Here is a 23,582-nt window from a genome sequence, read left to right as displayed (position 1 = left end):
AGTCACTTAAACGTTTTAAGTGACCGTTCCCATTACTTATTCTAAACCTTCATACAGCGAACGAACAGCCTGAACGAGATTTCCTTGTTCAATTTCTTCTGCTTCGCCGCCGCGGCGTGCTTTCAGCTCAACGATTCCGTCTGCCGCTTTTTTCCCGACGTTGATTCGAACAGGTAAGCCAACTAAATCAGCATCTGCGAATTTCACGCCAGCCCGTTCTTTCCGATCGTCAAACAGAACAGAGAATCCAGCAGCCGTCAGTTGACGGTAGACGTTTTCTGCCACTTCCATTTGCTCAGCGTTTTTCCCATTGACGGCAATCAAATGCACATCATACGGAGCAATCGCTTTCGGCCAAATGATACCACGCTCATCATAATGCTGTTCGACGACGGCAGAAAGTGTCCGTGAAACACCGATGCCGTAACAACCCATGATAAGGGGTTGCGCTTTTCCACCTTCATCAAGGAACGTCGCACCCATTCCTTGCGAGTAGCGTGTCCCGAGTTTGAAGACTTGTCCGACTTCGATACCGCGGGCGAACTTGACGTGCCCCTCGCCGTCTGGTGAAGCATCGCCTTCTTCGACGAAGCGCAAATCTGTATATTCCGCTTCGAAATCACGACTTGGATTTACATGGATGTAATGCGTTTCCGCTTTATTCGCTCCACAAACTGCGTTTGTCAAAGCGCGGACAGCATAATCCGCCACGACCTGCATGTCTGCTCCAATCGGACCGAGCGTGCCCGGTTTCGAATGCAGTGCTTGTTCGATTTCCTCATCAGAAGCCATCGTGATATCAAGCGCACCAAGGTAGTTTTTCAATTTAATGTCATTGACTTCGTGATCACCCCGGACGAGGGCCATGACGAGACCTTGTTCCGTCTTGAAGACGACCGTCTTGATTGATTCGGTTGCCGGTACCTGCAGGAACTCGCCTACCGCTTCAATCGTTTTCGCTTCTCCTGTATTAACGGTTTCCAGTGCTTCCGGTGCTTTGCCTTGTACGTCGTACGCGTCAACAGCTTCTGCCATCTCCAGGTTTGCTGCGTAATCCGACTGATCGGAATAAACAATCGTATCTTCACCGATTGCTGCAAGTGCATGGAATTCATGTGTGCCACTTCCACCAATCGCACCCGAATCGGCAACGACAGGGCGGAACTCTAATCCGACACGCGTAAAGATTTTATTGTATGTTTCAAACATGTTTTGGTATTCGTCATCCAGGCTTTCTTGTGTCGCATGGAACGAATACGCATCTTTCATGATGAACTCACGCCCGCGCAAGAGACCGAACCGTGGGCGACGTTCGTCACGATACTTCATTTGAATCTGAAACAGATTGACCGGTAATTTTTTGTACGAGTTCAACTCATCCCGAACGATTGACGTAATTAATTCTTCATGTGTCGCACCGAGCGCGAACCGTCGATCATGACGGTCTGTCAAGCGCATCAATTCAGGTCCGTAAATGTCCCAGCGCCCAGTTTCTTCCCATAGCTCTGCCGGTTGAATAGCTGGCATCAATAGCTCTTGTGCCCCAGCCGCATCCATCTCTTCACGAATGATCGTCTCAATCTTCGCTAAGACACGTTTCGCAAGTGGCAAGTATGAGTAAATTCCTGCTGCATTTTGACGGACAAAACCCGCACGTAATAATAGTTGATGGCTAATAGCATCTGCGTCTGATGGTACTTCACGCAATGTTGGCATAAACATTTTCGATTGTTTCATAATGAGTCGTGAACCCCTTTGATTGAAAGATTAAAAGAACTTCTGGATGTCATTCCATGTGACGACGAGCATCAAGAGCATGAGCAGTGCAAATCCAACGAAGTGCACGAGCCCTTCTTTTTGCGGGTCGACCGGTTTGCCGCGTAACGCTTCGAGGAAGAGGAAGAGTAATCGACCACCGTCAAGCGCGGGTAGTGGTAATAGGTTAAAGACCGCTAAGTTGACGGACAATAGAGCTGTCCACGTCAAGAGCATCGAAAATCCGCTGTCCGCTACCTGGTCCGTCATCTTGACGATTCCGACAGGACCTGATAGTTGATCGACACCAACGACCCCTGTCACTAAGTCACCGACTGCGCCGACAATTAACGTCGACATCCGCCATGTTTCCGTTACACCCGTTTCGAGTGCCGTCCCGAACGACTTTTCCGTCTCGTTCGTCACACCGATGATTCCGACTTTTTGATCGCCTTGTTGTTGAATTTTCGGCGTAATTTGTGTTGTTGTTTCTTGACCATCCCGCTCATAGACGACGGTCGTTTCTTTTCCAGCTTCATCTTGGAAGCCAGCACGAAGGTCTTCCCATTTTGTCGTCTCGTCTCCGTTGACGGAAACGATCCGGTCGCCTTCGACGAGCCCTGCTTGGTCCGCCGGCGAATCTTTTTGGACGGTCCCGATGACACTTTCACCCGTTGGAGAACCGTTGTACAACGCTAATCCAAATAAGATGATGAAGGCGAGAACAAAGTTCATCGCTGGTCCGGCAGCAATCGCAAGTACCCGTTTAAAAACGGATTTCGAACCAAATGTCCGGTCGTACGGCGCAATTTGTGTTCGTGTCTGCCCTTCGACGAGGAAGGCGGTTTTTGAAATATCGTATCGTGTCGAGACTTCGTCTTGTAACCCAACGAGCTCTAACTTGTGCAATAAATCAATCCGTTCGACCGTCACGACTTGGTCTGCCTTCGGATGGCTTGCATCTAAATAGATCGCGTCGACAAGGCCCTCGTTCATGCCTAAGCCAACAGCCTGACCAGGTTTGACTTCAACGAACTCTGGTTCTTCGCCAGCCATCTTAACATATCCGCCAATTGGCAAGAGGCGAACCGTATACAATGTCTCATTTTTGAAAAACGAGAAGATTTTCGGTCCAAAGCCGATCGCGAACTCCCGGCAAAGGATTCCAGCGCGCTTCGCCATTACGAGATGACCCCATTCATGTACGGCAACAAGTACACCGAACATCAATACGATCGAAATAAAGGTCGTCATTGCTATCCCATCCTTAGTTAGCGAGTGAAAGTGACGCGACAAACGCACGTGCCCAACGATCCGCCTCTAAAATTTGATCCAAAGACGGATCGTTGATCAGTTCATGCGCCCGTAACGCAGCTTCAACACTCACTTCGATTTCTAAAAAGCTGATTTCCCCTTTTAAAAAGCGGTCAACGGCTTGTTCGTTCGCGGCATTAAGTACTGAAGGCATCGAACCCCCCGCACTACCCGCTTCAAAAGCGAGGCGTAATAAGGGATAGCGTTCAAATGAAGCTTCAGCAAAGTTCAAGCGTCCGATTTCTTTTAAGTTTAACCGTTCTCCCCCTTTGATTTCAAGGCGGGACGGATATGTAAGGGCATATTGAATCGGTTCACGCATATCCGGCATACCGAGCTGTGCCATGACGGCACCATCATTGAACTCGACCATCGAGTGAATGATTGACTCTCGGTGAATGACGACATCGATTTCTTCATACGCAACATCAAACAACCAGTGGGCTTCAATGACTTCGAACCCTTTATTCATCATCGTTGCAGAATCAATCGTAATTTTCGCCCCCATCGACCAGTTCGGATGATTCAGCGCTTGCTCGACCGTAACATCCGCCAATTGATCGCGCGTCATGTCACGGAAACTACCGCCAGATGCCGTTAAAATAATTTGACGGACATCTTCACGTCGTTCTCCATTCAAACATTGGAAAATCGCTGCATGCTCACTATCGACAGGTAAGATAGCAACACCTTTTTCACGTGCTTTTTTCATGACAAGATGTCCAGCAGTAACCAAGGTTTCTTTATTCGCGAGACCAATCGTTTTTCCTGCTTCAATCGCTGCGAGCGTCGGACGGAGACCGACTGCACCGACGACTGCCGTGATGACAATATCTGCTTCTTCCATTGTTGCGACGTCAATCAAGCCTTGATCGCCCGTCAAAATTGTCGGACGATAGTCGAGTAGCTTTTGCAACTGTCCGCGCGTCACTTCGTCCATGACGGAGACAAGCATCGGACGTAAACGATTCAACCATGGAACTGCAACGTCAATATTTTTCCCGAACGCAAAACTGACGAGTTGAAACTGTTCAGGATTGGCGGCAATGACGTCCAGCGTCTGTGTCCCGATCGAACCTGTTCCCCCAATAATACTGACTTTCTTCATGTAACTTCCTCCTCAACTGAAGATGCCGAGTGTGATCAATACCGTAAAGACGATTAACATGCTATCAAAACGATCAAGAATCCCACCGTGCCCCGGAAGTAAACTTCCGGCATCTTTCACGCCATAATGTCGTTTGTATGCTGATTGTACGAGATCACCCAGTTGACCGACGACAGCCACGATCAGTGCTAATAAAACGACTTCCGCATACCCGATTGTCGGTGTAATCGCTTCAAAAATCACACCAAGAAGTACCGCGAGTAAAATTCCGCCTGCCGCCCCTTCAATCGTCTTATTTGGACTGATTGCCGGCCATAGTTTTGTTTTGCCGAAACGTTTCCCGACAAAATAGGCACCTGAATCTGTGAACCAAATCAAAAGAATGATTAACAGCGATAACGTCAGGCCATTATCCAGTAAACGGATAAACGCGAACGATGCAAAACCAACACCGACATAAACACTCGTTAGTAGCAAAAAAGCCACGTCGTCAAACGTGAACACATTTTTTGAAAATACAGTCCAAAATAGACCGACTAAAATAATCAGCATTCCCCAAGCAAGTGGAGATAATCCGCTTACCACTGTTTGTTCACTCGTTAATTCATAGACACGAATAAAGGGAAGCAATGTCCCAATCCCGAACAAGAGAACGGGAATCGACGAAAAGCTCAGTTGTCTCATCTTGACGAGTTCTGTATAACCGACCACTGTTAAGATTGCCATGAAGGCAAGAAATGGAAGACCACCCAAGTAAAGTAACCCTAAAAAGATGGCACCTGCCCAAATCCCTGTAATAATACGCGTTTTCATAAGCTATGTCCTCGTTTAGTCAGACGCCGCCGAATCGGCGTGTCCGTTGATTGTAATCCTCGATTGCTGTCAAAAATTGTTCCCGTCGAAATTCCGGCCACAAGACATCGGTGAAGTAAAACTCCGCATAGGCTGCTTGCCATAACAAGAAATTCGATAACCGCTGTTCTCCGCTCGTTCGTATGACGAGATCGACATCTGTCATGGAACCCGTCATCAATTCGTGTTCGATGACCTCATTTGTAATCTCAGTCGGAAGCAGTTGTCCGGCTTGTACTTTTTCAGCAATCTTTTGCATGACTTGAACGATTTCATCTCGCCCGCCATAATTTAATGCAAAAATTAACCGTAGTCCAGTATTGTCAACTGTATCCTGTTTCGCTTGTTGAACTGCCTCCCGTGTATAGACGGGTAAACGCGATATTTCACCAGCGACTTCTACTTTGACATTGCGTTCATTCAAGTCTTTTAAATCCGACTCTAAAAATTGAGCCGGTAACTTCATCAAGAAACTGACTTCTTCTTCAGGACGCGTCCAGTTTTCAGTCGAGAAAGCGTATAAGGTCAGACTCTTTACCCCTAACTCATTAGCGACACGGACGACTTCGCGAACTGATTTCATCCCTTCACGATGCCCCATGATGCGGGGAAGTCCTCGTTTTTTTGCCCAACGTCCATTTCCATCCATGATGATCGCGATGTGATCAGGTACGTGTTGTTCGATCACTTCTTTTGTCTGGTTTAACCATTGAAACATGTACTTCTTCCTCCCCTCATTCATTTATAAGAAGAAGGGGACTCTTCGTGTGACAAAGAGTCCCCAACATGACGACGATTCGCGTCATACTTCCATAATTTCTTTTTCTTTATCCGTCGCTGTTTGATCAAGCGCTTTGACGAATTTATCCGTCAATGTTTGGACATCTTCCGTATAACCACGTAAGTCATCCTCTGTTAGCGCTCCATCTTTTTCTTCTTTTTTCAGTTGCTCGTTCGTATCACGGCGAATGTTACGTAATGCAACTTTTCCTTCTTCCGTATACTTCTTGACGAGCTTAACAAGTTCTTTTCGGCGATCTTCCGTAAGTGGCGGAATCGCTAAGCGAATGACCGTACCATCTGAAGATGGGGCTAATCCTAAATCTGCACGCTGGATTGCTTTTTCGATTTCTGTAACCATCGATTTATCCCAAGGTGTGATTAAGATGAGGCGCGCTTCCGGTGTATTCACGTTCGCGACTTGATTAAGTGGTGTCGGTGAACCGTAGTAATCGACATGAACAGGGTCAAGGATTGCAACGTTCGCACGACCCGCACGGAGTGTCGCAAGTTCTTTTTTAAGTGAAAGATGCGCTTTTTCCATCCGATCTTCGGCTTGTTTCATGATTTGCTGTGACATATTATTTCCCCCTTACGAGTGTTCCAATTTCGTCGCCAACGACGACGCGTTTAATATTTCCTTCTTCCATCAATGAGAAAACGATGAGCGGAATATCATTATCCATGCAGAGTGACGTTGCAGTCGAATCCATGACTTGCAAGCCGTCTTTTAATACATCGAGGTAAGACAATGTCTCGAATTTTTTCGCATCCGGATCTACGTTCGGATCGGCCGAATACACACCATCGACATTGTTTTTCGCCATCAAGATGACTTCAGCTTCAATTTCAGCGGCACGAAGCGCTGCTGTCGTATCTGTCGAGAAGTACGGATTTCCCGTTCCGGCCGCAAAAATGACGACCCGACCTTTTTCTAAGTGACGCATCGCACGACGACGAATGTACGGTTCAGCAACTTGTCGCATTTCGATTGAAGTCTGAACGCGCGTTTCAACGCCTACTGACTCTAAGCTATCTTGTAATGCGAGCGAGTTCATGACCGTCGCAAGCATCCCCATATAATCGGCATTTGCCCGGTCCATTCCAAGTTCTGCCCCTGTTTTACCACGCCAAATGTTACCTGCACCTACAACAACGGCAACTTGTACATTCAATTCTACCAATTCGCGAATCTGTTGAGAAATTGAATTGACGATTGCGGGGTTGATTCCGAACCCTTGATCACCTGCGAGCGCTTCTCCGCTCAATTTTAACACAATCCGGTTATATTTCGGTTGCATGACTACGTCCTCCTTGCTAAATTCCGTAAAAAAGGAACACGAACCACTTCCACACGAAAGTGGATTGAAGCATACGTGTTCCTTCTCTTGTCATCAGGAAATCCTGATTCTTATTTTTTAAGTTGGTTCATAACTTCTTCAGCGAAGTTTTCTTCACGTTTTTCCATACCTTCTCCAACTTCGAAGCGTACGAATGAAACGACTTTTCCGCCTTTAGATTCTACGTATTTACCAACTTTGAAGTCTGGGTCTTTAACGAATGTTTGGTCGACGAGGCAAATTTCCTCGAAGTACTTGTTCATACGTCCAGCAATCATTTTTTCAACGATGTTAGCAGGTTTGCCTTCGTTGATTGCTTGCTCTGTCAAGACTTTTTCTTCACGTGCTTTTTCTTCTTCTGTTACAGAAGAACGATCGACGTAAAGTGGGCGTGCCGCTGCGATGTGCATCGAAACATCTTTTGCAACTGCTTCGTCTGTTGTTCCTTCGATGACGACGACAGAACCGATACGTCCACCCATGTGGAGGTAAGAACCGAACGCTGCGTTGTCTTCTTTCGTGAAGAGTGCTACACGGCGGAGTGAAATTTTCTCTCCGATTGTAGAAGCTTCTTCAGAAATATACGTTTCGATTGTTTTACCCGCTTCGTATTCAGAAGCAAGAGCTGCTTCAGCCGTTTCAGAACCGTTACGGAGAACTGCATCCGCGATGTTTTGAACGAGTGATTGGAAACGTTCGTTTTTTGCAACGAAGTCTGTTTCTGAGTTGATTTCGACGAGTGCTGCTTTGTTTCCGTCAACTGCGACTGCTGTCAAACCTTCTGCTGCGATACGATCGCCTTTAGCTGCTGCTTTTGCGATCCCTTTTTCACGCAAGAAATCAACTGCCGCGTTCATATCCCCATCCGTTTCAACGAGCGCTTTTTTGCAGTCGAGCATACCTGCACCTGTTTTTTCACGAAGTTCTTTTACCATTGCTGCTGTAATAGCCATTCGATATTCCTCCTTATAACGTCCTTATTTTCAAAAAAAAGGTGATAAAAGGTCAATTCCCTTTATCACCTGGCATCACGAATTACTCAGCGTCTGCTACTACTTCTTCAGTAGTTTCAGGTGCTACGTTATCTTCGCCTTGTTTAACTTCGAGGATTGCGTCAGCCATTTTACCAGTGAGCAATTTGACTGCACGGATCGCATCGTCGTTCGCTGGGATGACGTAGTCGATTTCGTCTGGATCACAGTTAGTATCAACGATCGCAACGATTGGGATGTTGAGTTTGTGTGCTTCTGCAATCGCGATACGCTCTTTGCGTGGGTCAACGATGAAGAGTGCATCTGGAACGCCTGGCATATCTTTGATACCGCCGAGGAATTTCTCAAGACGAGTCATTTCTTTTTTAAGAATGATGACTTCTTTTTTAGGAAGAACTTCGAACGTACCGTTCTCTTCCATTTTTTCGAGTTGTTTCAAACGGTTAATCCGTTTTTTGATTGTAGAGAAGTTCGTGAGTGTTCCACCTAACCAACGTTCGTTGATGAAGTATTGACCAGCACGGATCGCTTCTTCTTTCACAGTGTCTTGAGCTTGTTTTTTCGTACCAACGAAAAGAACGTTTCCGCCTTCAGACGCTACTTCACGGATGAAGTTGTAAGCTTCGTCTACTTTTTTAACCGTTTTTTGTAGGTCAATGATATAGATTCCGTTACGTTCTGTGAAGATGTATTTTGCCATTTTTGGGTTCCAACGGCGTGTTTGGTGACCGAAGTGTACACCAGCTTCTAACAATTGTTTCATCGAGATTACTGCCATGATGAATTCCTCCTTTTGGGTTTTGGATGTCCTCCGCGATGATCGTTGTCCCAGCTAACCTATTAAAGGCACCGCAGCCGGCGATACATGCGTGCGTAATTAACACCGTAGACTAATATAGCATAAACTTTACCGTCGGGCAACCTTCGTTTTTGAAGAAAGTTTCGCAATCAATGCCACTTCACCCGTTCCTCGATTTAAAGAACGCGCGAGTTGATCCAGATCGGCCCCTGCTGCAAGTTGATCTTTCACATCTGTCAGTACTGGCTGAACGGATTCAGCCGATTCTTCCTGCGCCTGTTCGAACTGTGGGAGTTCTGTTACATCAGGACTGACGACCGTTTCATATGAGGACTGGGTAGGAGCAGCCTCAGCAGTCGGTTGCTCCTCGCGTTCTGCCAATCCGTTCACTTGTTCCATGAAGCGAAGCAAGATTTCTTCCGTCTCTTGTTTTTGACGTTCAAGATCGGTCACACGATCTTTTAACAATGCTTGTTGTTTAAATAGAAGCAACAGACCATAACTAACGACCGCGGCCAGTAAAATATAAAAAATTGTCATAGTAGTTCCTTTCACATCGCGACACGATCAGACAAATAGGCACTTCCTAGCGCTTGCTTTAATTTACGTAACGCCTTCGAGTGGATTTGTGAGATACGTGAAGTCGACAGTCCTAGCACTTCTCCGATTTCCGTTAACGTCAGTTCTTCAAAGTAGAAAAGGGACACAACATATTGCTCTTTTTCCGATAGTTGCTCGACTTCTTCTGCAAGCTTCGAAATCAATTCACGCATCAGTAACGTATCTTCCGGCGTCGCTGCTTCCGGGTCGAGATACGATACGGCCATTGCTTTTCCCTCATCTTGGAGCGTCACCGCCTCGTCGATCGAGAGGACATTCGCAAAGTAACTTTCTGCAAGCGCCGTCTTGACTTCGTCCGGACTCATTTCGACGATGGACGATACTTCATCAAGCGTCGGCGTCCGTTGTAAGCTCTGCTCGAGAATTTCGACGGCCGCCTCGACACGTTTTGATTTTTCACGCAAAGAGCGTGGCAGCCAGTCAATTTTTCTTAATCCATCTAAAATGGCTCCACGAATTCGAAAGGCTGCGTATGTATCGAATTTATTGTTATGATTTTGATCGAACTTTTGCAGTGCGTCGTAAAGACCCATCATACCAAGACTTTTTAACTCATCACGATCGACACTTTTCGGAAGTGTCGCACTAAGACGTTGAACGTGGTATTGAACTAGAGGTTCATAATTCAGAAGTAATAGGTCAGCTACCGCTATATCGCGCGTCGATAGCCATTTATCCCAAAGTTGTTGTAGTTCCTCACGCATGACCATTCCTCCTCTAAATTTCCAGCGTTCCGACGTTGACCGTCCGAATGACGAGACGACCAGAGCTTGAATGGAACTCGATCGTCCGACCGTTCGTTCCACCAACATCTTCCGCGACGAGTGGGATTTTCGCTTGTTGCAATGCTGCTTTAACAGCAGCGATGTTCCGTTCACCGATACGCATCGATTCATGTTCATATTTGAATTGAAACATTTGCGCTCCCCCGGCAATCTTTGCCCGTAACCGAATCGCGCCACCTTGTCGTAAGCGCTTTACAAGCTCAGTTACTGCAGTATCTGCGAATTTCCCGACTTCAACGGTGATATCGCGACTGATTGCCGAGTCTGGAAGCATGACATGTGCCATGCTCGATAGACCACGTTCTTGATCATAAATGATGACGCCGACACAGGAACCTAATCCTGCAGTACGAAGGACGACCGGTTTTCGACTAACGGCATATTCCGCTATTCCAATCCGAATGACTTCATCCATCAACTTCCACACCCAATCGTTGAAAGACCGCTGCAAAAGCATCTGCTTCTGGCAATAATAATAAATGACCGTTTAAGTCGTTGCCTAAACTTGAAAGACGCGTATCGATGTATACTGCCATGTTACCAAATTTTGTCGACTCAAGTAAGGCAACTTCCAAAATTGCTCCAACCATATCAAAAGCGGAGGCAGGAACCGTCACATGAACGGATAAATCCAGCCAGTCAGAAATCGCGCGAGCGTAAGCGCCGATTAAGATATTGCCGATTTCTTCCCAAGCGGAAACACCGATTGCATGATGTTCCGAAAAAAACTGAAACGGCTGTTGCATCAACTGAGAAATCAGTTTTTCCGCATCTTGGAGCGGCATCAAAAAGAGTAGAGACGCCTTGATATCTCCTGTAAAGCGAAGTAAGGCTCCGGCAGTGTAAGCTTCCGCTCCGCCTACACGATCAATAATCGTCGAAAAGTGTTCGAGTTCTGCTGACGGTACTTCAATTTCAACAGGCTGTCCAAGAAGTGTCGATAATGCCGTAGCTGCATGCGCTGCCCCGATGTTTCCGACTTCCTTGAAAATGTCCTGTTCCATCCGATTAAGCATGAACGATGTCCTCGAATAAACGGTTCGGCTCAAGTAAGGAGAACAATTGATCTTCCCCTTTAGCGATTGCTGTCAAATAATTGGTTTCTTCTTGTTTTTGATCAGTCAACGGTTCAATCCGGACATCGATTGCTTCGACGACTTCATTCGCCCGATCGACGATGAACCCGGCATCTCCATGTTCGAGCGTCGCGATGATGATTCGTGTTTCTTCCGTTCCTTCGATTTCCTCAAAACCAAGACGTGTCCGTAAGTCAATCACCGGTGTCACGACCCCGCGCAAATTGATGACGCCTTTTACGTAAGGTGCAGCGTTCGGGATTCGTGTAATCGGAATCACGCGTTCGATGGAGCGGACAGATTGAACATCAATCCCGTAAGCATTTTGTTCCAGTTGAAAAACGACCCATTTTTGTTCCATTATCTATTCCCTCACTTTCGTAGCAGTGCATTGCTATCGATGATTAACGCGACTTGACCGTCCCCAAGAATCGTTGCGCCAGAAATCGCGCGAATTCCTTCCAAATAACTTCCGAGCGGCTTCATGACGATTTCCTGTTGACCAATTAATTCAGTGACCATCAATCCGGCTAATTTTTCACCACTTCGAACGACGACAACTGAGTAGGCTTCTGCTTCTACTTGTGGAAGACCATACACTTCATTCAACGAAATCAATGGAACGAGTTGTCCACGGAAATCAAACACCTTTTCACGATGCGCTTGTAAGATGGCATCTTGTCGAAGCGATGTCGTTTCGATGATTGCCGTCAGCGGAATCGCATACGTTTCTTGACCGAGCTCAACAAGCATCGCGGAAATGATTGAGAGCGTCAATGGAAGACTGATTCTAAAGATTGTCCCTTCGCCACGTTTCGTCTCGACGAAAACTTCGCCACCGAGCGACTCAATCTTCGATTTGACGACGTCAAGACCTACGCCACGTCCCGACAAGTCGGTTACTGTTTCTGCCGTTGAGAAGCCTGGTGCAAATAGTAGCATCGACGCTTCTTCCGGTGTTAAGACAGCAGCTTCTTCTTCCGTTAGCAACTCTTTCTCAATCGCAATCCGTGTGACCCGCTCATGGTTGATTCCTGCCCCGTCATCTTCAATCTCAATGAAGACCCGGTTTCCAGAATGATAAGCACGTAACGACAGATTGCCTTCGACTGGTTTCCCGGCTAAAATTCGATCCGTCTTGCTTTCAATGCCATGATCGACGGCATTACGGATTAAGTGAACGAGGGGATCACCAATCTCGTCAATCACTGTTCGATCAAGCTCCGTCTCTGCACCCGTGATATGCAATTTAATATTTTTACCGACATCTTTTGAAACCGATCGGACCATCCGTGGGAAACGATTGAAGACCTGTTCAATCGGCATCATGCGTAACGTCAAGACCAGCGATTGTAATTCATTCGTGCCGCGTTTAATGCGTTCGACGGTTTCCGTCAATTCAGATGAACCGACTTCGGCAGCAATTCGTTCTAAACGACCACGATCAATGATGAATTCTTCGAATAAGTTCATCAAACGGTCAATTCGTTCCAAGTTGACACGAATCGTTTTCGAGGCGACTGGTGCTGTTACGTCTGTTGTTTCGCTGACGACTTTCGTTTCTGACTCGACTGTTGATTTAGGTTCAACTAACGTGGATGTCGCAACTTCGGCTTCTATCGTTGTTTCAAAAGGCTGAATCGAGACATGTGCCACTTCCGACACTGACTGGATGCCTTCAGTCACTTCTTCCTCTGATTTCATCGTGACGAACAAGACATCGAAGCTTGTTTCAAATTGTTCTTGCTCTAATTCATCTGAAGTCGGATTCGAAAGGATGACATCGCCTAGACTTTGAAGACGGTCGAACACCATGTAGACACGCGCCGCTTTTAAAATGACATCTGCCGATAGTTCGACCGTGATGACGTATGCATGGTAACCGGACGCAATCGATTGTTTAACGACAGACTCTGAATAGACATCACATTCAAAATTACGTTTCGTCGCCACAGCCGTCGCTTCTTCAGTCGTCTCTACAGCAGTTTCTTCTGCTTGAATGAATCGTTTTAATCGTACGACCGTTTCTTTCACGTCGAGCTTTCCGGTTCCACCTTGACTGATGTCCTCAACCATCGTTTCGAGTTGTTCCGCCGCGATGAACAAAACATCAATCAGCTCTTGTGTAGCAGGTTGCGTCTTTGAGCGCACTAAGTCAAGCGCACTCTCCATTTCGTGTGTTAAATCCGCGATGGCATCGTACCCCATCGTACCGGACATTCCTTTTAATGTATGGGCAGAGCGGAAAATCTGATCGATGACGGCTTCATCATCGAGACGCTGTTCAAAAATGAGCAGACTTGAATTGATAGCTTGCAAATGTTCAATCGATTCGTCTAGAAACAATCCTAAATATTCATTTAAATCCATTGGTGATACCCTCCTTCATGATTAGCGCACACGATTGTTTCGATTTTTCAAGCGACTTACCAATCGATCTAAAAATTTCCGTTCCTGCACGCGAAGACCTGTTAATGCGGTGGTAATATGATCGAGTCGCCAGCTAACATCACTCGTCCGATCAAAAAGATAGAACGGTTTTTGTGCTTTGACGGCTCTGACGACTGTTGGGTCATCTGGTAAAAACCCAGCGAATCGTAAAGGTTTGTTCAAAAATTGTTTACTGACCAGTTCGAGACGATCAAATGTTTCGAGTGCCTCTTCACCGTTCATCGCACGATTGACGATGACCCCGATCGGTAACTCCGTTGCATGATGGTGCGACAATTTAACGAACGCATAACCATCCATGATCGATGTTGGCTCTGGTGTAACAACGAGCCAGGCTTCATCGGCACTACTAATGAAATCGAATGTCTGGTGTGTTGCTCCAGCACCCAGGTCGAGGATGACAAAGTCGTATTCATAGAAAAAACGAAATTCTTTCATCATGAACGCAACATCCGGATCCGTTAAATTCGTTAATTCAGTAAAACCACTTCCACCATGGATGAAATGTAAGGTTGGTGAAACTTCAACCACTGCATCTGCCAAGGATTCACGACGCTTGACACAATCCATGAGCGACGTCTTCGATGATTTTCCTAACAGCACCCCGACGTTCGCCATCCCGATATCAAGATCGATGATGAGGACACGTTTTTCTTGAAGCGATAAGGCGACACCCAAGTTTACGGCGACATTCGTTTTTCCAACGCCCCCTTTACCACTGACGATCGCAATCGTTTTTGTTTCTTTGACTGACACTTTTGAACGTAAGACACGCGCTTGATCATCTCGCATCACCTGCCCCCTCTTTCTACAATCATTCGAGACATGTCGGATTGATCGACCCACGTGATATCTTCTGGTACTTCTTGACCCGTCGTGATGCAGAGCACGGGCAGCTTCGCTTCGACGGCTAGACCGTAGATGGACCAAAACTCCGTCGTTTCATCTGCTTTCGTAAAGATAAACCCGTTGAGTGGAACTTGTTCAAAACGTCGTCTAATCTGCTCTAAGTCCCGGTATTTTGCCGTTAAGCTTAAAACAAGAAAAACATCCGTATTTGAAAAATCATGACGTGATTCAAGCTGTGTGATATAACCTGCGTCCAAGAAGTTCCGTCCAGCTGTATCGATCAAAACGATGTCACAATCTGCTAATTGTTCTTTCGCTCGTTCAAACTCTGCTAAATCGTAGGCGATATGTAGCGGAACATCGATGATTTCAGCATAGGTTTGCAACTGTTCGATTGCCGAAATCCGGTACGTATCCGTTGTAATCAATCCAACCGTCTTACCTTCCGTCAATCGGTAGTAAGCAGCAAGTTTAGCGATTGTCGTCGTCTTGCCGACCCCTGTCGGTCCTGTCAACATCACGTAACGTGATGTCACGGTCGTTACTTGTAACTCATGTTCAATCGTTTTGGCGAACGCTTGTTGAACTTGTTCAAGATCGTCTGTTTTGTAATACGTCGATAACAAAACGTCGTGCAATTGCTCCACCCGTGCCTGTAAAGCCGGTTCGGACAAAATCGCTTCATATGCCCCTAACTCTTCCGGTAAACGTCGAGAGGAAAACGAAATGATTTTCGGGACTGGCATTTCAATCGTTTTCTTAAGCTGCGGGGTCCGTTTAGGAGCCGGTTGCTGGACATCTTTTTCATGAATGATTGGATGTTCGTCAACAGAAGCAACGAGTTCGACCTTTTTTTGTGCAAACAATCCGAAGAGTCCACCCACTTTGATATGTCGTGTGTTTAAAATAATCGCCTCTTCGCCTAAATCACGTTTGACAAGTTCCATTGCTTCACTGACTGAATTTGCAATAATTTTTTTAACCATCATGTGTTAAATCACCCCAATGCTCTTGACTTCAATCGTCGGAATTAATTCGTTGTATGACAGGACAGGTACATCTGGGAAATAGCGCTCCGTCAACTGACGAACAAACATCCGAATGCTTGGTGAGGCCAAGATGATCGGTTGTACTCCATAACGTTCGAACTCTGACGACAGTTCATTAAACGACTCGATGAACCGTGTCGCTTTTTCCGGGTCAAGCGCAAGATAATTTCCGAACTCTGTTTTTTGAATCGCGGACTGAATATCGATTTCCATTTCACTCGATACCGTCACGACGTGTAAGACATCCCCTTGCAGCACCTGTTCCGTAATTTGCCGTGATAAGGCTTGGCGGACGTATTCAGCAAGCAATTCGCTATCTTTCGTCACGGCCGCATAATCAGCTAGTGTTTCAAAAATCAATGGCAAATTGCGAATCGATATTTTTTCTTTTAGTAATTGAACGAAGACTTTTTGCAGTTCTCCAATCGTTAAGAGTTGCGGCGTGACTTCATCGACTAAAATTGGATGTGTTTCTTTCAAGTGATCAACGAGTTGCTTCGTCTCTTCTCGTCCCAGCAAGTCTGCAGCATGTTTTTTAAGCAGCTCCGTTAAATGCGTTGCGACGACCGATGGTGGATCGACGACTGTATAACCAGACATTTCTGCCCGACTTCTCGTCTTTTCATCAATCCAAAGCGCCGGCATTCCAAATGCCGGTTCGACCGTTTCGATGCCTTGGATTTCAGGATCATCGACTCCGGGACTCATTGCTAAATAATGATCGAGCAAGAGTTCGCCCGTCGCCATCTCACTGCCGCGAATCTTAATCCGATAATGATTCGGCGGGAGTTGTAAGTGGTCGCGAATCCGAACGGTCGGGAGGACGAAACCAAGTTCCAATGCTAACTGGCGACGAATCATGACGACACGGTCGAGTAAATCGCCACCTTGTGCTTCGTCAGCAAGTGGAATCAATCCATAACCGAATTCAAACTCAATCGTATCGACATTTAAAAGCGAAATGACCGATTCACTTGAGCGTAGGTTTTCCGTCGATTCTTTTTCGACGGCGACTTCTTCCGTGGTCGCTTTTGGCGTCCGTCTCAGTTGCCAAGCAAAGAAGCCGGCTGCTGCTGCGACAGGAATTGTCACATAGTCTGGAATCGCCGTGAACAGACCAAGTAGGAAAATCGCGCCTGCACCAATCATGACGAGCAATGGCGTCCGCGTTAACTGACCGATGATGTCTTCACCTAGATTGCCGTCCGACGTCGAGCGTGTGACGATAATCCCGGTTGCGACAGAAATCAACAGCGCTGGAATCTGACTGACTAATCCATCTCCGACTGTCAAGAGCGTATATAAGTTGATTGATTCTGTCATCGGTAACCCTTGTTGGACGACTCCGATGACCATCCCGAAAATCAAGTTAATGATGACGATGATGATGCCGGCGATTGCGTCTCCTTTTACAAACTTTGACGCCCCATCCATCGCCCCGTAAAAGTCGGCTTCGGATTGAATTTTTTGCCGGCGTGTCCGTGCCTGGAGTTCATCAATCATGCCGGAGTTCAAATCGGCATCAATCGCCATCTGTTTCCCTGGCATCGCATCCAGTGTAAATCGGGCCGATACTTCCGAAACCCGTTCCGACCCCTTTGTAATGACGAGAAACTGGATCAAGACGAGAATCAAGAAGACGACGAACCCGACGAGTGCGTTCCCGCCGACGACGAAGCTCCCAAATGCTTCAATCACTTCGCCCCCATTCCCGTTCGAGAGAATCGAGCGGGTCGTCGAGACATTTAATGCGAGACGAAACAGGGTGACGATTAACAATAAAGTTGGGAAAACTGAAAATTCCAATGCTTCTTTGGCATTCATCGAAACGAGTAAGACCATCAAAGCAATCAAGATGTTGATGATGATTAAAAAGTCGAGTAAAAAGCCTGGCAGTGGAATGACCAGCATGAAGACGATCATGATGACGCCTAGCAGTACGGAAAGATCTCTTGTTGAAATAGTCATGATGCTTCATCCTTTCATTTTGCTTGTTTCATTTGGTAGACAAAGGCGAGTGTTTCAGCGAGTGCCTGATAAAATGATTCATCCACTGCCATACCTATCTCTGATTTTGCGAACAAGGCCCGCGCGAGCGGACGATTTTCGATGATTGGGATGTCAGCTGCTGTCGCCTTCTCCCGAATACGGAATGCGACAGCATCCACACCTTTTGCGACGACGATTGGTGCCGCGTGTTTTCCATCATCGTATTGAATGGCAACTGCATAGTGGGTCGGGTTCGTAATGACGACGTCTGCATTCGGTATTTCTTGCATCATCCGCCGCATCGCCATCTCCCGTTGTTGCTGTTTGATTTTACCTTTGATTTGAGGGTCACCCTCCGTGTTCTTATGTTCGTCTTTTAAGTCCTGTTTACTCATCCGAATCGATTTTTCAAAATCAAACTTTTGATAGGCAAAGTCTAAAACGGCAAGTGCAATCAACGCGATGCTGACCGAGAGACCCAGTAAAAAGGTCAAATGACCAATGATGGCTAACGCATCTCCAATCGGCTCAGACGTCAAGCGTGAGATTTCGACCTTGTTGTTCCATAAGATCGTCCCGCTCGTCATTCCGATGACAAGTAACTTAAAAACAGACTTTAAAAATTCGATCAGTGCTTTCATACTGACGATGCGCTTGACCCCTTGGAGTGGATTGATTCGATCTAACTTTGGTTGAATCGATTCTGCACTGAGTAAAGCACCAATCTGGACGAAGTTTCCTAAAATCCCGATGGTGACAGCCGTTAAAAAAAACGGGGCGACGAGAATCGCCATTTGCCCTAACATCTCAATTAATATCTGCTCGACACGCCCTTCCTCTACTGCAACAAGGACGGTCCTTGCACTCAATCCATTTTCTAAAACCAAGACGAAACGTTTGCCGAGAAACGGTCCAAAGAAAAACAAGACGAGGAACATCGCGAATAACATTAAACTACTCGTTAAATCAGCGGATTTTGCGACTTGCCCTTTTTTTCTTGAATCATCCCGCTTACGCGGTGAGGCTTTCTCTGTTTTTTCACCAGCGAAGTACTGGAGGTCGAGTTTTAAACGATATGTATTCATCTCAACCTCCCAGTAATCGAATGGCATCCGCTAAAACGTCTTGCAGTAGCGGAATGAACTTTGAAATCCCGGTAATCGTCGAACCGGCAAGTAAAAATAAAATCGCATAGCCCATTAGTAATTTGACTGAAAAACCAATCGCAAAAATATTGAATTGCGGTGCTGTCTTTGCTAAAAATCCAAGTGCAAGATCGACCAGGAACAAGGACACGATGAGCGGCATCGCCATTTGAAGTGCCGTTAACATCGCCAGACCGACGACTCGAACGACAAGACTCATACCCGCCTCGCCTGAAACTGCAATCGAACTGCCGGGTGGAAAGATTTGAAAACTGGTGTAAATGCCATCGAGTAAAATCAAATGCATGTCAGAGGCAAGTAACACGAGTAGTGTCAACATGTAATAAAACCGGCCAATGATTGGTGATTGACCACCGAACATCGGATCATAAGCTGATGCCATTGCGAGTCCCATCTGTAAATCGATGATGGAACCGGCGATTTGTGGGGCAAATAAAAGGAAGCTAGCTAACAAGCCAAGCGATAATCCAACAATGACTTCCGTACCCATCCGAAAGAAAAAATTGAAATCATCGACTTCAACGGTCGTTTTGACGGCATAGCTCGCAAAATAGGCAAGACCGGCAGCTAATGCTAATTTATGTTGGGCCGGCAGTTGTTTTGATGAAAACAACGGTGCCGCGACCAAAAATCCGACGATGCGACCAAATACGAGTAAAAATACGCTGACAAAAGACAATAACGTCATTTCCTTGAAACCTCAGCAATCTGTTTAAAGATTTCAATCGTAAACGTTTTTAATTCTTCCATGATCCATGGTCCGAAAAAGACGAGTGCTAAAAATACAGCAACGATTTTCGGGACGAACGAGAGGGTCTGCTCTTGAATTTGTGTCGTCGCTTGTAAAATACTGACGAGCAGACCAACAACGAGTGAGACGAGCAAGAGCGGTGCCGATACCTTTAACAAGGTCCAGACGGCCGAACTCGCTAGTTGAATAATCATTTCCTGCGTCATATCGTTCCTCCCTACTTCATGCTGACAAGCAATGACTCGACAATTAAATGCCAACCATCGACGAGGATGAATAGTAATAATTTAAACGGTAAAGCAATCATGACAGGCGGTAACATCATCATCCCCATCGACATCAACACACTTGAGACGACCATGTCGATGACGAGAAATGGAATGAAAATCATGAACCCAATCTGAAAAGCCGTTTTCAACTCACTGATGGCATAAGCAGGAACTAACGCGACAAGCGGGATGTCTTCGACTTTTTCCGGCTTATCGTAATTTCCATACTTCAAAAATAATTCTAAGTCATTGGTACGTGTATGTTTTGACATAAAACGTTTCATCGTTCCACCTGCTCGATCAAACGCTTCGTCCTGACTAATTTTTTCACCCATGTATGGTTGAAGTGCCGTCGTGTTGAGTTCCGTCAGCACCGGTGACATGACGAATAATGTAATGAATAAGGCAAGACCGACTAGCAACTGGTTCGGTGGTGTCTGTTGCGTCCCGAGCGCCGAACGTACAAAGGATAAGACGACGACAACGCGCGTAAAACATGTCATCAAAATCAATAACGAGGGTGCTAAGGATAATAATGTCAACAAGACAAGTAACTTAACTGATGTCGCTGTTCCTGATGGTGTGTCTAAAGAAATCAGACTTTCAATCGTTGTCATGAACGACCTCGTTTCTTCTGGAATTGATCAAGTTGTTGCTTGAACGACTCCAAGAAAGGCGATTCGCTCGTCGACTGTTTCATATCATGCATCTCTTCAGTCGACCATTCCGTATCCGCTTCGAGCGTGTCGAGTAGCTCAATGTTTTGCCCGACACCGACGACGTAAACTTTATCGTGGACGCGTACGAGTTGCACCGATCGATCTTTTCCGAGCGGCACACCTCCGAGATGGGAAAGTTGATTGGATTGGCGGACACCTCGCGTCCGATCATTGATCAATCGGACAGCCAGGAGAAATCCCCCGATTAAGACCACGAGCGTGACGATGACTTTAATGACCGTCACAATCGTCGACGACCCATCGACCTGTTGAGTTGTTGGTTCACTCTTCTTAGATGGATTCAAATTCTCTTCCACTGTTTCTGCCCCAACTTGTGCTGAGAGCAGAAACAACAGGAGACAGGTCAAAAAGGTCAGTCTTTTCATGACGAAACAGTTTTCGAAACGGCTTCAAGCACACGGTCTGCTTGGAACGGTTTAACGATGAAGTCTTTTGCACCGGCTTGAATCGCATCGATAACCATCGACTGTTGTCCCATTGCCGAACACATGATGACTTTTGCTGCTGGGTTAAAGGCTTTGATTTCTTTTAGTGCTGAAATGCCGTCCATTTCTGGCATCGTGATATCGAGCGTTACGAGATCCGGTGTTAATTCTTTGTATTTCGCTACGGCTTCGCGACCATTTTCTGCTTCACCGACGACGTCATATCCATTCTTCGATAAAATTTCCTTAATCATCATTCGCATGAAAGCTGCATCATCTACGATCAATACTTTTGCACTCATCTTATTTCCTCCTTAGAACATCCGAAGACGTTCTTTTGTATTTACGATTTCTGTAATTCGTACTCCAAAGTTTTCTTCAATGACTACGACTTCACCTGTCGCAATCAATGTATTGTTGACAAAAACATCAACCGGCTCTCCAGCCAACTTATCGAGTTCGATGATTGAACCTTGTGTCAATTCCAATATGTCGCGTACAGAGCGACGTGTTCTGCCAAGTTCGACGGTTACATTCAGTGGTACATCATACAACATCCCGATGTTACCCGGTACGCCTTCTTGTTGCACTTCTTCAAATTGACCAAACTGGACCGGGCTGACACCTACCGGTTCCTTCTTCGGTGCAACAGGCGTTTCATAACGTTGTTCCTGCTGTGGCATTTGTTGCGTTTGTTGCGTTTGTTGCGTTTGTTGCGTTTGTTGCGGTGCTACTTGTGGCGACGGTTGAACCGGTTCATGCGTCGCACCTTTTGCTTCTTCAGTCGTCGTCGTACTTGCGCTGAATAATTTCTGAATCAACTGCTTTGAAAATTCGAGTGGTGCAAGCTGAACGATTTTCGAATCGATCAACGTCCCGATTTTTAAATCGAATTCGATGATGACCATGCTTTCCCATAAAGAAAAGCTGTCGACAATACTTTTCTCTTGCGAAAAGTCGAAAATTTCAACGGCTGGTGGCGAAATATCGATTCGCATCGAGAAGACCGTTGACATCGACGTCGCCGCTGCTCCCATCATTTGGTTCATCGCTTCTTGAACGGCAGAAAGGGCGATTGGCTCCATTTCATGGTCTTCCTCGACCATCCCGTCGCCGCCCATCATCAAGTTCGCGATGACAGATGCGTCACGTTGCGTCAAGATTAAGACGTTTTCACCTTTGAAGCCTTCTGTGTACCCGACGCGCAAAGCAACGTGCGGAATCGGATAGCGACTGCGTAATTCGTCCATCGTGATCATCCGCACATGTGGCGTCGTGATCTCGACCTTTTGGTTGAGTAATGCAGATAACGCTGTTGCTGAATTCCCGAGTGAAATATTCCCTACTTCACCTAAGGCATCAATTTCCATCTCGTCTAATTCTTCTAATCCATCATCCGAACTTGTATCAGTCGGCTCATCATCCGACGGGGTCCCGCGTAATAACGCATCGATTTCATCTTGCGAAAGCATATCGCTCATGTTATTCCTCCTCAATTCGTTGTATGACTTGTAAAGCGAGATGCTTCCCATTCAGACCAGGTCGCGCTTTGAACATTTTCCGATCATCAACAAACAATTCAACCGGGTCGGATGTACGTGTCTTCAGGGACAGGCAGTCGCCTACCTCGAGGTGTAACAATTCTCCAAACGACAATTCCGTTTGGCCGAGCACAGCTTTTAAATCGACGATTGACCCCATCAACTGAGTTTGCATCTGTTCAGATTCTTGGTTATCGACCGCTTTACGTTTTTCTTGTTGCATCCAAAAATGACTCGATAGCTTCGGAATGATCGGTTCGAGTGTGACGAACGGAAGACAGACATTGAGCGTCCCACTGACTTCTCCAACCGTCACATAAATCGAGACGAGGATTACCGTCTCATTCGGCGAAACGAGTTGAAGGAATTGCGGATTGATTTCTAAATCGTCATACTCTGCTTCTAGTTCTGTGATTGACTCCCAAGCTTCGCCATATTGTACGAATGCCCGCTTAAACAATTGTGTCAAAATGCGTGTCTCGATTTCAGTCAAATTTTCAATCTTATTCATCCCTTCGCCAGGACCACCGAGGAGACGATCGAGCATTGCATAGGCGATGTTCGGGTTGACTTCAAAGATAACTTTACCATCAAGCGGTTTCAGGTTAACTAGATTGATTAAGGTCATGTTCGGAATGGAATGGATGAATTCATCGTATGGCAACTGTTCGACCGTATTGACCGTGAACTGGACGTACGTTCTCAGCTGCGCTGAAAAGTGTGTTGTCAGTACACGTGCGAATTGCTCATGAATTCGAGTCAAGTTCCGCATTTGATCTTTTGAGAAACGAAGTGCCCGTTTGAAATCATACACTTTGACACGCCGTTCCTCTTCTTGACTTCGTATCTCCTCGACTTCCATATCTCCGCTCGAAATGGCTGATAGCAAGGCGTCAATTTCATGTTGTGATAATACTTCGCTCATGCTGC

Annotated in this window: 26 protein-coding genes; all 26 read right to left on the bottom strand. The window is 46.2% G+C overall.

Annotated features, from left to right (window positions below; translation table 11 throughout):
* Positions 1-36: 36 nt before the first annotated feature.
* Positions 37-1,737 carry a proline--tRNA ligase gene (locus KNQ02_RS03950; protein ID WP_088837347.1) on the bottom strand — a complete coding sequence of 567 codons (1,701 nt, stop codon included), beginning with the start codon at positions 1,735-1,737 and terminating at the stop codon, positions 37-39.
* 30 nt (positions 1,738-1,767) lie between these two features.
* Positions 1,768-3,009 carry an RIP metalloprotease RseP gene (gene rseP, locus KNQ02_RS03945; RefSeq protein ID WP_088837348.1) on the bottom strand — a complete coding sequence of 414 codons (1,242 nt, stop codon included), beginning with the start codon at positions 3,007-3,009 and terminating at the stop codon, positions 1,768-1,770.
* 13 nt (positions 3,010-3,022) lie between these two features.
* Positions 3,023-4,177 carry a 1-deoxy-D-xylulose-5-phosphate reductoisomerase gene (locus tag KNQ02_RS03940; protein ID WP_214765126.1) on the bottom strand — a complete coding sequence of 385 codons (1,155 nt, stop codon included), beginning with the start codon at positions 4,175-4,177 and terminating at the stop codon, positions 3,023-3,025.
* Positions 4,178-4,189: 12 nt separating this feature from the next.
* Complete coding sequence (locus KNQ02_RS03935; RefSeq protein ID WP_214765128.1) at positions 4,190-4,990, bottom strand: phosphatidate cytidylyltransferase; 801 nt, start codon at positions 4,988-4,990, stop codon at positions 4,190-4,192.
* Positions 4,991-5,009: 19 nt separating this feature from the next.
* The gene (locus KNQ02_RS03930; protein ID WP_029330752.1) at positions 5,010-5,747 is read right to left on the bottom strand and encodes an undecaprenyl pyrophosphate synthase; all 738 of its coding nucleotides are present in this window, start codon (positions 5,745-5,747) and stop codon (positions 5,010-5,012) included.
* 84 nt (positions 5,748-5,831) lie between these two features.
* Complete coding sequence (gene frr, locus KNQ02_RS03925; protein ID WP_029330759.1) at positions 5,832-6,389, bottom strand: ribosome recycling factor; 558 nt, start codon at positions 6,387-6,389, stop codon at positions 5,832-5,834.
* Between the two features lies 1 nt (position 6,390).
* Positions 6,391-7,110 carry a UMP kinase gene (gene pyrH, locus KNQ02_RS03920; protein WP_088837351.1) on the bottom strand — a complete coding sequence of 240 codons (720 nt, stop codon included), beginning with the start codon at positions 7,108-7,110 and terminating at the stop codon, positions 6,391-6,393.
* Positions 7,111-7,220: 110 nt separating this feature from the next.
* Positions 7,221-8,102: a translation elongation factor Ts gene (tsf, locus tag KNQ02_RS03915; RefSeq protein ID WP_214765130.1), complete on the bottom strand. Its 882-nt coding sequence runs from the start codon at positions 8,100-8,102 to the stop codon at positions 7,221-7,223.
* Positions 8,103-8,184: 82 nt separating this feature from the next.
* Positions 8,185-8,919 carry a 30S ribosomal protein S2 gene (gene rpsB / locus KNQ02_RS03910; RefSeq protein ID WP_012370721.1) on the bottom strand — a complete coding sequence of 245 codons (735 nt, stop codon included), beginning with the start codon at positions 8,917-8,919 and terminating at the stop codon, positions 8,185-8,187.
* A gap of 129 nt (positions 8,920-9,048) precedes the next feature.
* Positions 9,049-9,480 carry a hypothetical protein gene (locus KNQ02_RS03905; protein ID WP_214768583.1) on the bottom strand — a complete coding sequence of 144 codons (432 nt, stop codon included), beginning with the start codon at positions 9,478-9,480 and terminating at the stop codon, positions 9,049-9,051.
* An 11-nt stretch (positions 9,481-9,491) separates the two neighbouring features.
* A complete protein-coding gene (locus tag KNQ02_RS03900) occupies positions 9,492-10,265 on the bottom strand; it encodes a FliA/WhiG family RNA polymerase sigma factor (protein WP_029330769.1) in 774 nt (257 codons plus the stop codon).
* 13 nt (positions 10,266-10,278) lie between these two features.
* Positions 10,279-10,761 (bottom strand): chemotaxis protein CheD, encoded by a 483-nt coding sequence (locus KNQ02_RS03895; protein ID WP_029330771.1) that lies wholly within the window; start codon positions 10,759-10,761, stop codon positions 10,279-10,281.
* Complete coding sequence (locus KNQ02_RS03890) at positions 10,754-11,362, bottom strand: chemotaxis protein CheC (RefSeq protein ID WP_029330772.1); 609 nt, start codon at positions 11,360-11,362, stop codon at positions 10,754-10,756. The genes KNQ02_RS03895 and KNQ02_RS03890 overlap by 8 nt, the downstream gene beginning before the upstream one ends.
* A complete protein-coding gene (locus KNQ02_RS03885; RefSeq protein ID WP_029330774.1) occupies positions 11,355-11,783 on the bottom strand; it encodes a chemotaxis protein CheW in 429 nt (142 codons plus the stop codon). Before KNQ02_RS03885 ends, KNQ02_RS03890 begins: the two co-directional genes overlap by 8 nt.
* A gap of 11 nt (positions 11,784-11,794) precedes the next feature.
* A complete protein-coding gene (locus KNQ02_RS03880) occupies positions 11,795-13,792 on the bottom strand; it encodes a chemotaxis protein CheA (RefSeq protein ID WP_088837354.1) in 1,998 nt (665 codons plus the stop codon).
* 21 nt (positions 13,793-13,813) lie between these two features.
* Complete coding sequence (locus KNQ02_RS03875; RefSeq protein ID WP_034800809.1) at positions 13,814-14,665, bottom strand: MinD/ParA family protein; 852 nt, start codon at positions 14,663-14,665, stop codon at positions 13,814-13,816.
* Complete coding sequence (locus tag KNQ02_RS03870) at positions 14,665-15,711, bottom strand: flagellar biosynthesis protein FlhF (protein ID WP_214765138.1); 1,047 nt, start codon at positions 15,709-15,711, stop codon at positions 14,665-14,667. The genes KNQ02_RS03875 and KNQ02_RS03870 overlap by 1 nt, the downstream gene beginning before the upstream one ends.
* A gap of 3 nt (positions 15,712-15,714) precedes the next feature.
* Complete coding sequence (gene flhA / locus KNQ02_RS03865; RefSeq protein WP_214807326.1) at positions 15,715-17,739, bottom strand: flagellar biosynthesis protein FlhA; 2,025 nt, start codon at positions 17,737-17,739, stop codon at positions 15,715-15,717.
* Between the two features lie 14 nt (positions 17,740-17,753).
* Positions 17,754-18,845, bottom strand: a complete 1,092-nt coding sequence (gene flhB / locus KNQ02_RS03860) for a flagellar biosynthesis protein FlhB (RefSeq protein ID WP_029330781.1) — start codon at positions 18,843-18,845, stop codon at positions 17,754-17,756.
* A 1-nt stretch (position 18,846) separates the two neighbouring features.
* Positions 18,847-19,614, bottom strand: a complete 768-nt coding sequence (gene fliR, locus KNQ02_RS03855; RefSeq protein WP_029330783.1) for a flagellar biosynthetic protein FliR — start codon at positions 19,612-19,614, stop codon at positions 18,847-18,849.
* Entirely contained in the window at positions 19,611-19,883 is a 273-nt protein-coding gene (fliQ, locus tag KNQ02_RS03850; RefSeq protein WP_012370733.1) for a flagellar biosynthesis protein FliQ, read from the bottom strand. Before fliQ ends, fliR begins: the two co-directional genes overlap by 4 nt.
* A gap of 11 nt (positions 19,884-19,894) precedes the next feature.
* A complete protein-coding gene (gene fliP, locus KNQ02_RS03845) occupies positions 19,895-20,563 on the bottom strand; it encodes a flagellar type III secretion system pore protein FliP (protein WP_029330785.1) in 669 nt (222 codons plus the stop codon).
* Positions 20,560-20,982 (bottom strand): flagellar biosynthetic protein FliO, encoded by a 423-nt coding sequence (locus KNQ02_RS03840; protein WP_239456731.1) that lies wholly within the window; start codon positions 20,980-20,982, stop codon positions 20,560-20,562. Before KNQ02_RS03840 ends, fliP begins: the two co-directional genes overlap by 4 nt.
* 65 nt (positions 20,983-21,047) lie before the next feature.
* Positions 21,048-21,413, bottom strand: coding sequence for a response regulator (locus tag KNQ02_RS03835; RefSeq protein WP_029330789.1), 366 nt, complete (start codon positions 21,411-21,413; stop codon positions 21,048-21,050).
* Positions 21,414-21,425: 12 nt separating this feature from the next.
* Positions 21,426-22,592: a flagellar motor switch phosphatase FliY gene (fliY, locus tag KNQ02_RS03830; RefSeq protein WP_214807325.1), complete on the bottom strand. Its 1,167-nt coding sequence runs from the start codon at positions 22,590-22,592 to the stop codon at positions 21,426-21,428.
* 1 nt (position 22,593) lies between these two features.
* On the bottom strand, positions 22,594-23,577 hold the full coding sequence (fliM, locus tag KNQ02_RS03825) for a flagellar motor switch protein FliM (protein ID WP_088837358.1): 984 nt from the start codon (positions 23,575-23,577) through the stop codon (positions 22,594-22,596).
* Between the last annotated feature and the right edge of the window lie 5 nt (positions 23,578-23,582).

It is taken from the genome of Exiguobacterium sp. s102, assembly GCF_018618635.1.
In the GTDB taxonomy this organism is placed as follows: domain Bacteria; phylum Bacillota; class Bacilli; order Exiguobacteriales; family Exiguobacteriaceae; genus Exiguobacterium_A; species Exiguobacterium_A oxidotolerans.
Note: the sequence above shows the minus strand (reverse complement) of the source record. Positions and strands in the feature narration are given on the sequence as shown.